The sequence below is a fragment of the Streptomyces purpureus genome (genome assembly GCF_014648195.1).
GTDB lineage: Bacteria > Actinomycetota > Actinomycetes > Streptomycetales > Streptomycetaceae > Streptomyces > Streptomyces purpureus.
The window spans coordinates 192,181-205,931 of the sequence record NZ_BMQQ01000007.1; the positions used below are offsets into that span (position 1 = coordinate 192,181).

The 13,751-nt window shown below is 73.0% G+C and carries 14 protein-coding genes; 10 read left to right on the plus strand and 4 right to left on the minus strand.

Annotated elements, in window-relative coordinates; translation table 11 throughout:
- On the plus strand, positions 1-533 hold a 533-nt coding region (locus IEZ01_RS34840; RefSeq protein ID WP_229832898.1), incomplete at its 5' end, for a GNAT family N-acetyltransferase.
- On the opposite strand, the gene IEZ01_RS12175 is transcribed toward IEZ01_RS34840, so the two are convergent.
- Positions 534-1,361, minus strand: a complete 828-nt coding sequence (locus IEZ01_RS12175) for a pentapeptide repeat-containing protein (RefSeq protein ID WP_189201621.1) — start codon at positions 1,359-1,361, stop codon at positions 534-536.
- Positions 1,362-1,463: 102 nt separating this feature from the next.
- Here IEZ01_RS12175 and IEZ01_RS12180 point away from each other — a divergent pair, with 102 nt between their 5' ends.
- Positions 1,464-2,990: an alpha/beta fold hydrolase gene (locus tag IEZ01_RS12180; protein WP_189201623.1), complete on the plus strand. Its 1,527-nt coding sequence runs from the start codon at positions 1,464-1,466 to the stop codon at positions 2,988-2,990.
- Positions 2,991-3,007: 17 nt separating this feature from the next.
- Here the strand turns inward: IEZ01_RS12180 and IEZ01_RS12185 are convergent, their stop codons facing one another.
- On the minus strand, positions 3,008-4,633 hold the full coding sequence (locus IEZ01_RS12185; protein WP_189201625.1) for an acyl-CoA synthetase: 1,626 nt from the start codon (positions 4,631-4,633) through the stop codon (positions 3,008-3,010).
- Positions 4,634-4,796: 163 nt separating this feature from the next.
- Between IEZ01_RS12185 and IEZ01_RS12190 the strand changes: the two genes are divergently transcribed.
- The 5 genes from IEZ01_RS12190 to IEZ01_RS12210 all read left to right on the plus strand — a co-directional run bounded on the left by IEZ01_RS12190 (position 4,797) and on the right by IEZ01_RS12210 (position 9,220).
- Complete coding sequence (locus tag IEZ01_RS12190; protein WP_189201627.1) at positions 4,797-5,597, plus strand: crotonase/enoyl-CoA hydratase family protein; 801 nt, start codon at positions 4,797-4,799, stop codon at positions 5,595-5,597.
- Positions 5,598-5,691: 94 nt separating this feature from the next.
- Positions 5,692-6,660, plus strand: coding sequence for a Zn-ribbon domain-containing OB-fold protein (locus IEZ01_RS12195; protein ID WP_189201629.1), 969 nt, complete (start codon positions 5,692-5,694; stop codon positions 6,658-6,660).
- Positions 6,660-7,721: a thiolase family protein gene (locus IEZ01_RS12200; protein ID WP_189201632.1), complete on the plus strand. Its 1,062-nt coding sequence runs from the start codon at positions 6,660-6,662 to the stop codon at positions 7,719-7,721. The genes IEZ01_RS12195 and IEZ01_RS12200 overlap by 1 nt, the downstream gene beginning before the upstream one ends.
- Positions 7,711-8,880: a thiolase family protein gene (locus IEZ01_RS12205; protein ID WP_189201634.1), complete on the plus strand. Its 1,170-nt coding sequence runs from the start codon at positions 7,711-7,713 to the stop codon at positions 8,878-8,880. Before IEZ01_RS12200 ends, IEZ01_RS12205 begins: the two co-directional genes overlap by 11 nt.
- Positions 8,881-8,977: 97 nt before the next feature.
- On the plus strand, positions 8,978-9,220 hold the full coding sequence (locus IEZ01_RS12210) for a DUF397 domain-containing protein (RefSeq protein ID WP_019883999.1): 243 nt from the start codon (positions 8,978-8,980) through the stop codon (positions 9,218-9,220).
- Positions 9,221-9,241: 21 nt separating this feature from the next.
- Here IEZ01_RS12210 and IEZ01_RS12215 read toward each other — a convergent pair whose 3' ends face one another.
- Positions 9,242-11,464 (minus strand): alpha-N-acetylglucosaminidase, encoded by a 2,223-nt coding sequence (locus IEZ01_RS12215; protein WP_189201635.1) that lies wholly within the window; start codon positions 11,462-11,464, stop codon positions 9,242-9,244.
- 115 nt (positions 11,465-11,579) lie between these two features.
- Here IEZ01_RS12215 and IEZ01_RS12220 point away from each other — a divergent pair, with 115 nt between their 5' ends.
- From IEZ01_RS12220 to IEZ01_RS12230, 3 genes are read left to right on the plus strand one after another with little or no spacing between them, the layout of a single operon-like run.
- Complete coding sequence (locus IEZ01_RS12220) at positions 11,580-11,981, plus strand: ACT domain-containing protein (protein WP_028797192.1); 402 nt, start codon at positions 11,580-11,582, stop codon at positions 11,979-11,981.
- 42 nt (positions 11,982-12,023) lie between these two features.
- Positions 12,024-12,509 carry a hypothetical protein gene (locus IEZ01_RS12225; RefSeq protein WP_189201637.1) on the plus strand — a complete coding sequence of 162 codons (486 nt, stop codon included), beginning with the start codon at positions 12,024-12,026 and terminating at the stop codon, positions 12,507-12,509.
- Positions 12,510-12,526: 17 nt separating this feature from the next.
- On the plus strand, positions 12,527-12,922 hold the full coding sequence (locus tag IEZ01_RS12230; RefSeq protein ID WP_019883994.1) for an RNA-binding S4 domain-containing protein: 396 nt from the start codon (positions 12,527-12,529) through the stop codon (positions 12,920-12,922).
- A 10-nt stretch (positions 12,923-12,932) separates the two neighbouring features.
- Here IEZ01_RS12230 and IEZ01_RS34845 read toward each other — a convergent pair.
- A partial coding sequence (locus IEZ01_RS34845; RefSeq protein ID WP_444545483.1) for a terpene synthase family protein occupies positions 12,933-13,751 on the minus strand: 819 nt, incomplete at its 5' end.

The following is a 13,751-nucleotide window of genomic DNA, read 5'->3' on the forward strand; positions in this document are numbered from 1 at the left end:
CCGACCTCCCCGGCCGGCTCCTCGCCGCCGGCTTCACCGCCGAACCCGCGGAGACCCTCATGGTCGCCGACATCGACGACCTTCCCTTGGACACGCCACCGCCCGACGGGGTCACCCTGCGCCCGGTCACCGACGCCGCGGGCGTCCGGCTGCTGACCGAGGTCCATGACCGGGCGTTCGGCACGGACAGCTCGCGGATCGGCCGCCGACTCCTCGACCAGTTGACGACCACGCCCGACGAGGTCGCCGCCGTGGTCGCCATGGCCGGCGACACCCCGGTCAGCGGGGCGCGACTGGAGCTCAGCCCCGGCATCGGCTTCGCCGGGCTGTGGGGCGGCGGCACCGTCGAAGGCTGGCGCGGTAAGGGCATCTACCGGGCGCTGATCGCCCACCGCGCCAAGATCGCCGCGGAGCGGGGCCACCGCTACCTCCAGGTCGACGCCTCCGAGCAGAGCCGCCCCGTCCTCGAACGCCTCGGCTTCGCGCCCCTCACCACCACGACGCCGTACGTGTACGAGCCCTCGGCGCGCTAGCTAGCGCGTCCAGTGCGCCGGACGCGACAGCCCCTTGGGCAGCCGCGTCGCCGCGTCCCCCTTCGCCGCGTTGACCTGCGGCTGGGTGAGGAAGAGGCTCCGGGTCAGATCGGCGCCCGACAGATCCGCGTCCCGGAAGTCCACGCCGATCAGATCCGCGAGCGTGAGATCGGCGCCCTTCAGGTCGGCGGCGATCATCAGGGCGCCCCGCAGGTCCGCCCCCCGCAGGTCCGCGCCGCGCAGCTTCGCCCCGATCAGGTCGGCGCCGCGCCGGCTCTTGGTCTTGCGGCCCGCCGTGGCCCGTACCAGCGAGCTCGTCTTCAGCAGCAGGACGTTCACCTCGGCCCGCTCGGCCGCCACGTCCAGCGCCGCCAGCTCCTCGGGCCCGCCCTCGGTCAGCCGCTCCACCTTCTCCAGCGCGCGGCGCAGATCGGCGTGGATCGAGCGGGTGGCGCGCAGCGACAGCGCCTCGGTGAGGTAGCGCAGCAGCTCATGGAGCTGGCGCATCACCGGAAACACATCGAACATCTGCTGCGCCGTACCCGGGGCCGTACGCCAGTCCTGGCCGCCGAAGGTGACCTGGGACACCTTCTGGCCGGCGCCGAAGCAGTCGTAGACCGTGCAGCCGGAGAAGCCCCGCGTGCGCAGCTCGGTGTGGATGCCGCACCGGAAGTCCTCCTGGAGGTTCCGGCAGGGCGTCCCGGACGGCTTGTTCACCGCGAAGTCCGCGGACTTCGCGAAGGGGAGCGCGACACAGCACAGCCCGAAGCAGTTCGCGCAGTCGCCGGTCAGGGCAGGGGCGGCCGCGTTCTCAGGTGTTACGGGCACAGCGGTGCGCTTCCTTCACATGAGGGGTGGTGGCCTTCCACCGTATCGCGCTGTCGGCGAACTCGGTTGCCATGATCATCACGGCCCGTGAGGATCGGCGTCATGCCGATGTTCACCACGTACGACGGAACCGAACTCGCCTATCACATACGAGGGGAGGGGGAGCCTCTGGTCTGCCTGCCGGGCGGGCCGATGCGGGCCTCCGCCTACCTCGGCGACCTCGGCGGGCTGACCGCCCACCGCATGCTCATCCTGCTCGACCACCGCGGCACCGGCGACTCGGGGACCCCCGCCGACCCCGCGTCGTACCGCTGCGACCGGCTGGTCGCCGACGTCGAGGCCCTCCGCACCCACCTGGGGCTCGACCGGATGGACCTCCTCGGCCACTCCGCGAGTGGGAACCTCGCCACCCTGTACGCGGCGGCCCACCCCGCGCGCGTGCGCTCGCTCACCCTGGTCACCCCCGGTGTCCGCGCCGTCGGCATCGAGGTCACCGACGAGGAGTGGGACAAGGCCGTCGAGGTCCACGCCGACCAGCCGTGGTACCCCGGGATCCGCGCCGCCCTGGACGCGCTGCCCGCCGACATCACGATGCGGGCCCTGCACGAGCTGGTCGCCCCGCTCGCGTACGGACGCTGGGACGAGGCCGCCCAGGCCCATGCCGCCGCCACCGGCGACGAGGTGAACTGGGACGCCCTGGAGCGCTACTACGGCGAGGGCGCCTTCGACCCCGAGGCCACCCGGGCCGCACTCGCCGCCGTCACCGCGCCCGTCCTGGTCCTGGCCGGCGCCTGGGACGGTGGCCCGACGCCGGCCCGGGCCGCGGAGCTCGCCGCGCTGTTCCCGCAGGCTGAGCTTGCCGTCCAGCCCGGCGCCGGGCACTACCCGTGGGTCGACGACCCGGCCGCCTTCGCCCGTACGGTCGCCGCCTTCCTCGACCCGGAGGTCTCCACGGTCACGGTCGACGGGGTCCGCCTCGCCTACCGCACCTGGGGTGAGGAGGACGCTCCGCCGCTCGTGCTGGTGCACGGCCGTGGTGGCAGCGGCGCCGACTGGGCCCCGATCGCCCGCGAGCTGGCGGCGACCCGCCGGGTGTACGCCCTCGACCTGCGGGGCCACGGTCTGAGCGAGCGGCCGGGCCGCTACGGCTTCGACGTCTTCCGCGACGAGCTCGGCGGCTTCCTCACGGCGCTCGGCCTCACCGGCGCCGAGGTGATCGGGCACTCGATGGGCGGCGCCGCCGCCTGCCTCCTGGCCGCCCGGGAGCCCGGCCTCATCGGCCGGCTGGTCCTGGAGGACGCGCCGGTGTTCTTCCCGCTCGACCCGCCGCGCGGACCCGTCCCGGTGCCGGAGGGCGAGCCCGGCTTCGACTGGGGCGTGGTGGTGGCCACCGACGCGCAGCTGAACGCCCCCGATCCGGGGTGGCGCGACGACCTCACCGGGCTCACCACACCGACCCTGCTGATCGGCGGCGGCGAGAACAGCCACCTCCCGCAGGAACAGCTGGCCTGGATGGCCGGACAACTCCCCGACGGCCGTCTGGTCACGATCGAGACCGGTCACATGATCCACGAATCGGAACCGGACGCCTTCCTTTCCGCCGTACGGGACTTCGGCGTCGGCGCCTGACACGCGCCCCGGGGCGATCAGCCGGCGGTCTCCTCGGCCGCCGCCACCGACCGCGCCCAGCGGTAGTCCGCCTTGCCGCTGGGCGAGCGCTGGATGTGGTCGGTGAGCACCAACTGGCGGGGGACCTTGTACCCGGCGAGCCGGGTGCGGCAGTGCGCCTGCACGGCCGCCAGGTCCAGGGCCCGGGCGCCGGCCCGCAGCTGGACCACCGCGGCCACGTGGTTGCCCCAGGTCGCGTCCGGCACCCCGGCCACCAGAGCGTCGTAGACGTCGGGATGGGACTTGAGCGCCTGCTCGACCTCCTCCGGATAGACCTTCTCGCCGCCGGTGTTGATGCACTGCGAGCCGCGGCCGAGGACGGTGACGACGCCGTCCTCGTCGACGGTGGCCATGTCCCCGAGCAGCACCCACCGCTCCCCGCCCCGCTGGAAGAAGGTCTCGGCGGTCTTGACCGGGTCGTTGTAGTAGCCCAGCGGGACATGGCCGCGCTGGGCGATCCGCCCCGGCTCGCCGGGGGCGGCCGGTTCGTACGTCGCCGGATCCACCACCTGCGTACGGGCGTTGACCCGGAGCCGGAAGCCACGCTCGGGGCCCGAGTCGTCGGTGGCGGTGCCGTTGAAACCGGACTCGGAGGAGCCGAAGTTGTTCAGCAGCATCACATGCGGCGCGAGGTCCGCGAACTCGCGCCGTACGGTCTCGGACATGATCGCGCCGGACGAGGAGACGCTGAACAGCGAGGAGAGATCGGCGCCCTTCAGCGGGCCGTTCAGCGCGTCGATCAGTGGGCGCAGCATGGCGTCGCCGACCAGGGAGACGCTGGTGACCTTCTCCCGCCCGATGGTCCGCAGGACCTCCTCGGGTACGTACTTGCGGTGCAGCACCACCCGCTGGCCGAAGTTGAAGCCGATGAAGGCGGTGAGCGTGGAGGTGCCGTGCATGAGCGGGGGAGTGGGGAAGAAGGTGATGCCCTCGCCCGCCGCCGCCACCCGTTCGGCCAGCTCCTCCGGGCTCTTCACCGGCTCGCCGGTCGGCGCGCCGCCGCCGAGGCCGGCGAAGAACAGGTCCTCCTGGCGCCACATGACGCCCTTGGGCATCCCCGTCGTCCCGCCGGTGTAGATGATGAAGAGGTCGTCGGCCGAGCGGGGCGCGAAGCCCCGTGCCGGTGAACCCGCCGCCTCCGCGTCGGCGAAGGCCGCGCAGTCCAGACCGGGCGCGCCCTGGGGCGGGGTCCCCACCCGCACGAGGTGCCGCAGCTTCTCCGTCCGCGGCAGCGCGGCGGCGACCCGCCCGGTGAACTCGGCGTCGAAGACGAGCGCGGCCAGATCGGCGTCCCGGTAGAGATGGACCAACTCCTCCTCCACGTAGCGGTAGTTGACGTTGACCGGGACGATCCGCGCCTTCAGGCAGGCGAGGACCGTCTGGAGGTACTCGACGCCGTTGTAGAGGTGCAGCCCCAGATGCTCACCCGGCCGGATGCCGGAGTCGGTCAGGTGGTGGGCGAGGCGGTTGGCGGCCACGTCGAGCGCGGCGTACGTCAGCCGGCGTTCCGCCCCGGTGCCGGGGTGGTCGAGGTACACGAGCGCCTCACGGCCCGGGACCGCGTCGACGACCGACTCGAACAGGTCGGCAAGGTTGTACTCCACCGTTCCTCCTGACCGCGGCCCCAACTGGCTGGCGGTCATTAGAGCGCCGTGCGGCGGAGGAGGGAAGGGGCCGCGCAGAAGAATCTGACTGAGTGTCAGAAAACTATTGAACTGGACCCCCGCCTCCTGCAACCTGTTCTAGGTCTGAGACGGGAGGACGGCCATGGCTGGCACCGAACACCTCACCGTGCGGCGCGAAGGCGCCACACTGATACTCACGCTCAACCGGCCCGAGGCGAAGAACGCGCTCTCACTGCCGATGCTGGTGGGTCTCCACGACGGCTGGATGGAGGCCGACGCCGACGACACCGTGCGCTCGATCGTGCTCACCGGCGCGGGCGGCACGTTCTGCGCCGGCATGGACCTCAAGGCCCTCGCCGGCAAGGGCATGGAGGGCGAGCGGTACCGGGAGCGGCTGCGTGCCGACCCCGACCTGCACTGGAAGGCGATGCTCCGCCACCACCGGCCCCGCAAACCCGTCATCGCCGCCGTCGAGGGCCACTGCGTCGCGGGCGGTACGGAGATCCTCCAGGGCACCGACATCCGGGTCGCCGCCGCCGGCGCCACCTTCGGACTCTTCGAGGTCGCCCGCGGCCTGTTCCCCATCGGCGGTTCGACCGTACGCCTCCCGCGCCAGATCCCGCGCGCCCACGCCCTGGAGATGCTCCTCACCGGCCGCCCCTACAGCGCCGCGGAAGCCGCCCGGATCGGACTCGTCGGCCACGTCGTCCCCGACGGCACGGCGCTCACCAAGGCCCTGGAGATCGCCGACCGGATCAACGCCTGCGGCCCGCTCGCCGTGGAGGCCGTGAAGGCGTCCGTCTACGAGACCGTGGAAATGACCGAGACCGACGGACTCGCCGCCGAACTCAAGCGCGGCTGGCCCGTCTTCGACACCGCCGACGCCAAGGAGGGCGCCCGCGCCTTCGCGGAGAAGCGCCCGCCGGTGTACCGCCGCGAGTAGCGCCCCAGGCCCGCGACGCCGCCCCGCCGGGGCGCCCTCGCCGCGCATGAGCCCTCCCCCGCCCGCACCCCGCCGGCCACCTAGGAGCCCGCACATGTCACCCGCCCCCGCGCCGCAGGCACTCAGCGCCCCCCTTGTCGTCGAGTTCCCCTTCACCCGCTCCCTCGGCCCCGTCCAGTCCGCCTTCCTCACCGGGCTGCGGGAGCGGACCGTACTCGGGGTCCGGACCGAGCGCGGGCAGGTCCTCGTACCGCCCGTCGAGTACGACCCCGAGACCGCCGGCGAGCTGCGCGACCTCGTCCAGGTCGCCGAGACCGGCACCGTCACCACCTGGGCCTGGAACCCCGAGCCCCGCCGAGGCCAGCCCCTGGCCACCCCGTTCGCCTGGGTCCTGGTCCGCTTCGACGGCGCCGACACCGCCCTGCTGCACGCCCTCGACGCCCCCGGCCCCGACGCCGTCCGCACCGGCCTGCGGGTCCGCGTCCGCTGGGCTGCCGAACGCACCGGCGCCATCACCGACATCGCCTGCTTCGAGCCCCACGACAGCGCCCCGGACACCGGACCCACCACCCACGACGGCCGGTTCGACGACCCCGTCTCCGGCATCGTCGCCCCGGCCCGCCTCGACTACACGTACACCCCCGGCCGCGCCCAGAGCGACCACCTCACCGCCCTCACCGACCGCCGGATCGTCGGCGAGCGCTGCCCCTCCTGCCACAAGGTCTACGTCCCGCCCCGCGGCGCCTGCCCCACCTGCGGCGTCGCCACCACCGACCACGTCGAGGTCGGCCCCCGCGGCACCGTCACCACCTTCTGCATCGTCAACATCAAGGCGAAGAACGCCATGAACGACGCCATCGAGGTGCCGTACGTCTACGCGCACATCGCGCTCGACGGCGCCGACCTCGCCCTGCACGGCCGGATCGGCGGCATCCCCTACGACCAGGTCCGCATGGGCCTGCGCGTCGAACCCGTCTGGACCGACGGTGCCCGCCACCCCGACCACTACCGGCCCACCGGCGAACCCGACGCCGACTACGACACGTACAAGGAGCTGCTCTGATGGCACCCTCCCGGGACGTCGCGATCGTCGCCTTCGCCCAGAGCGACCACCGGCGGCGCACCGACGAGCTCTCCGAGGTGGAGATGGTCATGCCCGTCCTGCACGAGGTGCTCCGGCGGACCGGGCTCAAGACCGCCGACATCGGCTTCACCTGCTCCGGATCGAGCGACTACCTCGCCGGCCGCGCCTTCTCCTTCACCATGGCCCTCGACGGCGTCGGCGCCTGGCCCCCGATCTCCGAGTCCCACGTCGAGACCGACGGCGCCTGGGCGCTCTACGAGGCCTGGGTGAAGCTGCTCACCGGCGAGAGCGACACCGCGCTCGTCTACTCCTACGGCAAGGCCTCACCCGGATCCGTACGCGACGTCCTCTCCCGCCAGCTCGACCCCTACTACCTCGCGCCGCTGTGGCCCGACTCGGTCGCCCTCGCCGCCCTCCAGGCCCAGGCCCTGATCGACGCGGGCGACACCACCGAAGCCGAACTCGCCGCGATCGCCGCCCGCAGCCGGGACGCCGCCACCACCAACCCGCACGCCCAGCTCCCCGGCGCCCGGCCGCACGGAGACCACGTCGTGGCCCCCCTGCGCACCGGCGACTGCCCGCCCATCGGCGACGGCGCCGCCGCCGTCGTCCTCGCCGCCGGCGACAAGGCCCGCGAGCTGTGCGAACGCCCCGCCTGGATCCGCGGCATGGACCACCGCGTCGAGGCCCACGCGCTCGGCGTCCGCGACCTCACCGACTCGCCCTCCACCCGGCTCGCCGCCCGCCGGGCGGGCGCCTTCGACCGGCCCGTCGACACCGCCGAACTCCACGCCCCCTTCACCTCCCAGGAAGTCGTCCTGCGCAAAGCCCTCGACCTCGACGACAGCGTGCGCGTCAACCCCTCCGGCGGAGCGCTCGCCGCCAACCCGGTCATGGCCGCCGGACTGATCCGCCTCGGCGAGGCCGCCGCCCGCGTCCACCGAGGCGAGAGCGACCGCGCCCTCGCCCACGCCACCTCCGGCCCCTGCCTCCAGCAGAACCTGGTCGCCGTACTCGAAGGGGAGTCGCATGTCCGGTAAGGAGCCCGTGGCCGTCGTCGGCATCGGCCAGACCAAACACGTCGCCGCCCGCCGGGACGTCTCCCTCGCCGGACTCGTCCGCGAAGCAGCCAGGCGCGCCCTCGACGACGCCGCCCTGGACTGGGCGGACATCGACGCCGTCGTCATCGGCAAGGCCCCCGACTTCTTCGAGGGCGTGATGATGCCGGAGCTCTACCTCGCCGACGCGCTCGGCGCCGTCGGCAAACCGATGCTCCGCGTCCACACCGCAGGATCGGTCGGCGGCTCCACCGCCCTGGTCGCCGCCCAGCTCGTCGCCGCCCGCGTCCACGGCACCGTCCTCACCCTCGCCTTCGAGAAACAGTCCGAGTCCAACGCCATGTGGGGCCTGTCCCTGCCCATCCCGTTCCAGCAACCGCTGCTCGCCGGAGCGGGCGGCTTCTTCGCCCCGCACGTACGGGCCTACATGCGGCGCACCGGCGCCCCCGACACCGTAGGCTCCCTCGTCGCGTACAAGGACCGCCGCAACGCCCTCAAGAACCCCTACGCCCACCTCCACGAACACGACATCACCCTCGCCAAGGTGCAGGCCTCCCCGATGCTGTGGGACCCGATCCGCTACTCGGAGACCTGCCCGTCCTCCGACGGGGCCTGCGCCATGGTCCTCACCGACCGCGCCGGCGCCGCCCGCGCCCCGCACCCGCCCGCCTGGCTGCACGGCGGCGCCATGCGCAGCGAACCCACCCTCTTCGCCGGCAAGGACTTCGTCTCCCCGCAGGCCGGCAAGGACTGCGCCGCCGACGTCTACCGCCAGGCCGGCATCACCGACCCGCGCCGGGAGGTCGACGCCGTGGAGATGTACGTCCCCTTCTCCTGGTACGAGCCGATGTGGCTGGAGAACCTCGGCTTCGCCGACGAGGGCGAGGGCTGGAAACTCACCGAGTCGGGCGTCACCGAACTCGACGGCGACCTGCCCGTCAACCCGTCCGGCGGAGTCCTGTCCACCAACCCCATCGGCGCCTCCGGCATGATCCGCTTCGCCGAGGCCGCCCTCCAGGTCCGCGGCCAGGCCGGCGAGCACCAGGTCGAGGGGGCCCGCCGGGCGCTCGGTCACGCCTACGGCGGCGGGGCCCAGTTCTTCTCGATGTGGCTGGTCGGCGCCGAGCCGCCCACCACCTGACACGCACAGGCCGCGGACCTCGGTCCGCGGCCTGTGCGGCGCCGGTGCTGATCGCTAGGCTGGCCCCCCAAGGCGACGATGCGGGAGGAGCACGGACGTGGCGGAGAGCACCACCACCCAGCACACCTTCGCGAGCTGGGAGAAGCCGGAACTCGACCTCAGCAACGCCGACTGGCAGTCGGGCAGCCAGGGCGCGGGGGACGTCCAGATCGCCTTCGTCGAGGGCTTCGTCGCGATGCGCAACGCGGGCCGGCCCGAGGTCCCGTCGCTGATCTTCACCCCCGCCGAATGGCGGGCCTTCGTCCTCAACGCGCGTGACGGGGAATTCGACCTGACGTGACACCGCGCGCCTGACACCGCGTCAGCCCCCGGCCAGCACGTCGCGGACCCGGGACGCCTGTTCGTACGGATCGCCCACGGCTCGTACGGGATAGGCGTCCCGCTTCAGGTTCCAGGCGTTCTCCACGGCGAACCAGTCGATCGCCACCGGCGCCCGGCCCGTCACCAGCGCCGTCTCCAGGCCGGCGAAATACGCCGACCAGCGCGGCGCGTAGAAGCCTGAGACCAGGCCGGCCCACTCCCGGTTCGCGTAGTCGTGCAGATGGCCCACCTCACTGCCCGCCCGCGGCCCCCACGTGGTGAGGACCGACCGGGCGTCGAACTCCCACCGGGCCCGCTCCTCGTCGGTGGTGCCCCACGCCTTCGCCGCCTCCAGCCACGGCCCGAGCAGGAACCGCTCGTCGGTGGCGAGCAGCTCGTCGAGCAGCGTCAGATGCGACAGCCATCGCCCTGTGAGCGTCCGGAAGCCCGCCAGGTCCCTGGTCTCGTACGCGCCCTTGATCAGCGGCAGCAGCGTACGGCTGCGGTTGGCGAGGGCCTGCCGGGCCACGTCCACCAGATCGAACCGGTACGCGTCGGTGCCCCGCAGCGCGGGCGCAACCTTCAGCAGCTCCGTCAGCGCCCGGCTCACCGTCGTGGCGTCGTAGCGCATCTCCGCCGGGCTCCAGCGGGCCGCCTTGCCCGCCGTGAGGCTCGGCCGGGCGGTGAACAGGCTGTCCTGCGGCTCGCTCCACTTCCCGGCCGGGGTGCTGTACGGGCCCCGGCGCAGCAGCTCCCACGCCGCGACCGCGTGCGGATCGGCCGCGCCGTAGCGGCGGGCGGCGTACGACGCGAACCAGCCGGCCTGGTCCAACGGCCCGGTCCGCCACGCGAGTTCGGTAAACAGCTCGCACGCGGCCGGATTGCCGCCGGTGGCCTCGGGCAGAAACGCGATCCCGCGCAGCGCGCTGTCCGGCTTGGTCCGCCACCGCTCGAACCGCTCCGTCCACACGGCGGTGTTGGCGCCCAGGGTCGTGTGCCCGCCGAAGTTCGGGATCGTGCCGAACGCGTACGGGGCGCCGCGCCACGACGTTTCCCGGTCGAGCCCGTCCCGCCGGTCGGAGTAGCCGTCCACGATCAGCAGCCGGCTCTTGTCGACCGCGTCGATCACCTCCACGGACGGGTTCTTCTGCCAGCCCAGCAGCACCCAGACGGCGCCGGGCCGCGCGGTCTGCAGCGCCTTCATGACGGCGGCGGCCGCTGCCCCGACGGGCACGTCGCCCGCGCTGCCGCCCTCGTGCAGCAGATCCATCTTGTACAGCGTCGACGTGCCGAAGATCCGCTTCTGGTGGCGGTAGAACGCCTCGGCCACCTGGCCGAAGAGGGGGACGCGCGGGTCCAGCCAGTCCGGCCGGGCGAAGGCGGCCCACGTGCCCTGCGGCACGGTCCGCCCGCCCGGCCGGCGCTCGGCGAACCCCGGCGGGACCGTCCCGAAGTACCCCGGCAGGACCGGCGTCATGCCCAGCTGCCGCAGCCGGTCCGCGATCCGCCGCCCGAGCCTGGCCCGGTCGTCCAGGAGCCGCTCGGTGACCGGGCCGCCGAACGCCGACAGGTTCTGCATCAGCCACCACGGCTGGTGCGCGGGCCCCGGAATCCAGGCACGAAGCTCCTGCCCCGAGTATCCGAATTCGCGCAGCGCCCGCGCGTACACGGCGTCCGCGCCCACCTGCACGAACACCTCGTTCACGCCGTGCAGCGCGAGCAGGTCGATCTGACGCTCGTACGCCGCCCAGCCGCGGTACGCGCCGGAGTAGCCGTCGTCGGTGTCGTTGAGTGCGAACCGGTGCGGCACCGCCGCGGCCCTGCGCTCGGCGCGCGGGGCGGGCAGCGTCGCCGGGAGCCGTTCGGTGCTCGTACCAGGCCAGCCGATGTCGACCTTCGCGGTGTGTTTGAGGTACCAGTTCACACCGGTCAGCAGCACGGCCGGGCTGGTACCCCGGACCCGTACGGCCCCGGCCCGCCCCGACACGGCGAAGTAGTCTCCGGACGCCGGCCGGGCCACCGGCTCCAGCGCGAACTGACGGGCATGGCGCGGCAGCAGCCGTACGAGCGCCGCTCGGGCCGGATCGGCCGAGAAACCGGGCCGGGTGCCGGGCGGGGGACCGGCCTGGGAGACGGGCGCCGTCACGGCGGTGGCGCAGCCCACGAGCACGCAGGCGGCGAGGACGGTGGCCGCGCGGACGGCCCGGGAACCGAGGATGCTCAACGGGTACCTCCTCCGCTCCGCGGGCAACGAGCCACGGAGCGTGCCCATGATCGCGGCCCGGGCGCCCCGGGCGCGGCCGACCCACCGGCACCGTCACCCGCCTATCGTGGTGATCATGAGCGGCGAACATGATCTGACCAGGCTCCTGACCGGCATGCGGCCCCGGCTCAACCCCGGGCCCTACGTCTTCACCACCGTCCCCGGCCCCGCCGTACCACCCGGCGTCCACCCCGTCGTCACCGTCGCCGAGACCGAGGCCCTCACCCTCGTCGTCCGCCAGGCCGAGGCCGACGCCGCCTCCCTGCCGTACGACTACGTGGCCGCCTGGATCACGCTCCGTGTCCACTCGGCGCTGGACGCCGTCGGCCTCACCGCCGCCGTCTCCACCGCGCTCGCCGGCGCCGGGATCAGCTGCAACGTCGTCGCGGGCTTCCACCACGACCACCTCTTCGTGGACCAGGGCCGCGCGGGTGACGCCCTGACCGTGCTGCGCGAGCTGGCCGAGGGAGCGGCCTAGGCCCGGCGACGCGGGACGCGTCCGGACACGTACCATGGCGGCATGTCCTTCCTCCGCCGCCGCAGCGCCGCCACACCCGCGGGCCCGGACTTCGACGTCCTGGCCATGGACCCGGGGGACTGGCCCGGAAATCTCGGCGCCGGCCTGCTGCCCGCGCCCGACGGCAGCTGCCAGGGCGTCTTCCTGCGCTACGACCTCTTCGGCGGCCGCGGCCCCGCGATGATCATCGGCAATCTGCCGGAGGGATCGCCCGCCCGCGAGCTCGCCGAGGGCCAGATCCCCTTCGAGGTCGCCCAGCTCCTCGCGGCCCTGGAGAACGACGAGCCCGTCGAGGTCGTCCCCGTCATGCAGGGTGACAACCTGCTGATCGTGCGCCGCCTCAAGCTCTCCGAGAGCCGTATCTCCTGCGTCCAGTTCGACCGCAGCGACAACGTCCTCGTGACCATCGCCAGTTGGGACCGGCCCATCACGGACGACCTGTACGCGCTGCTCAAGCCGCTGCCCGCGGAGCTGTTCCAGCAGGGCTGAACTTGTAGAGTCGCACCATGGCTTCCGACGAGGGCAACGCGACCGCACGGGTCGACAGCTGGATCTGGGCGGTACGCCTCACCAAGACCCGCTCCCAGGCCGCCACGGCCTGCCGGGCCGGGCACGTCCGTGTCAACGGGGAGCGCGCCAAGCCCGCCCAGCCCGTGAAGGTGGGCGACGAGGTCCGGCTCTTCCACGCCGGACGGGAGCGGATCGTCGAGGTGCGGCGGGTGCTGGCCAAGCGGGTCGGACCGCCGGTCGCCGCCGAGGCCTACGTCGACAACAGCCCGCCCCCGCCGCCGCGCGAGCACGTCGCCCTGGCCGGTGTCCGTGACCGGGGCGCGGGCCGCCCGACCAAGCGCGAGCGCCGCGAACTGGACCAGCTCCGCGGCGCCCGCGGCCAAGACCGCTGACCGGCCGCGCCTACGGCGCCAGCAGCGCCGGTACCCGGGCCGCCGAGGTGCCCATCCCCGTCGGCCCGTACGGCAGGCCCTGCGCCAGGCTCCGCACCAGCGGCGTACCGCTGCCCCGGTGCACGTCCTGTGCGCCGTACCGGCGGATCTTGCGGTGCCAGTTGAGGATGGCCACCATCCAGTCCTCCAGCTCCCGCACATAGGACTCCAGCGCGGCCCGCCCGGCCTCGTCCACCTCCAAGTCCTCGTACAGCAGCGGCAGTTCATGCTCCTTGACGTGGAGGAACTGACGCATGCGGCCCTTCATCAGATCGTCGATGATCGCCACACCGGTCGGGTAGTCGCAGTCGAAGAAGTTCTGCACCACCAGCACGCCGTTGTGCACCTCACCCTCGACCTCGATCTCCTTCTGGTAGGAGAAGAGGTCGTTGATGAGCATCCCGTAGTCGGCCGCCGAGCTCTCCAGACTCCGCACCGTACCGCTGCGGTAGATCTCCGGCCCCAGATCGTTGCTGTGCCGCAGCCGGCACAGCAGCATCGTCAGCTCGGAGCCGAAGGTGTGCCGGCGCATCTCCAGATAGTCCACCGGGTCCGGGATGCGGTGCTGCGCCTGGTTGTGCAGCTCCCACATCCAGCTGTCCAGCATCGTGTCCATCGCGCACCGCAGTTCGGCCCGCGCGGCCGCGTCCATGGGCTCGGCCGTACGGGCCCACAGGTCGGCCAGCGACCGCTCCATGGGGCCCACGGCGAGGGCCGCGCCCGAACCGGGGTCCTCCACGGACATGCACGCCTTCAGCCGCTCGGTGGCCTCCTTCGCGCCCACGAGATT

Excerpts from the sequence above, each read along its gene's own strand:
- IEZ01_RS12180 (WP_189201623.1), top strand. The coding sequence starts at position 1,464 with ATGCCGATGTTCACCACGTACGACGGAACCGAACTCGCCTATCACATA.
- IEZ01_RS12190 (WP_189201627.1), top strand. The coding sequence starts at position 4,797 with ATGGCTGGCACCGAACACCTCACCGTGCGGCGCGAAGGCGCCACACTG.
- IEZ01_RS12195 (WP_189201629.1), top strand. The coding sequence starts at position 5,692 with ATGTCACCCGCCCCCGCGCCGCAGGCACTCAGCGCCCCCCTTGTCGTC.
- IEZ01_RS12200 (WP_189201632.1), top strand. The coding sequence starts at position 6,660 with ATGGCACCCTCCCGGGACGTCGCGATCGTCGCCTTCGCCCAGAGCGAC.
- IEZ01_RS12205 (WP_189201634.1), top strand. The coding sequence starts at position 7,711 with ATGTCCGGTAAGGAGCCCGTGGCCGTCGTCGGCATCGGCCAGACCAAA.
- IEZ01_RS12220 (WP_028797192.1), top strand. The coding sequence starts at position 11,580 with ATGAGCGGCGAACATGATCTGACCAGGCTCCTGACCGGCATGCGGCCC.
- IEZ01_RS12225 (WP_189201637.1), top strand. The coding sequence starts at position 12,024 with ATGTCCTTCCTCCGCCGCCGCAGCGCCGCCACACCCGCGGGCCCGGAC.
- IEZ01_RS12230 (WP_019883994.1), top strand. The coding sequence starts at position 12,527 with ATGGCTTCCGACGAGGGCAACGCGACCGCACGGGTCGACAGCTGGATC.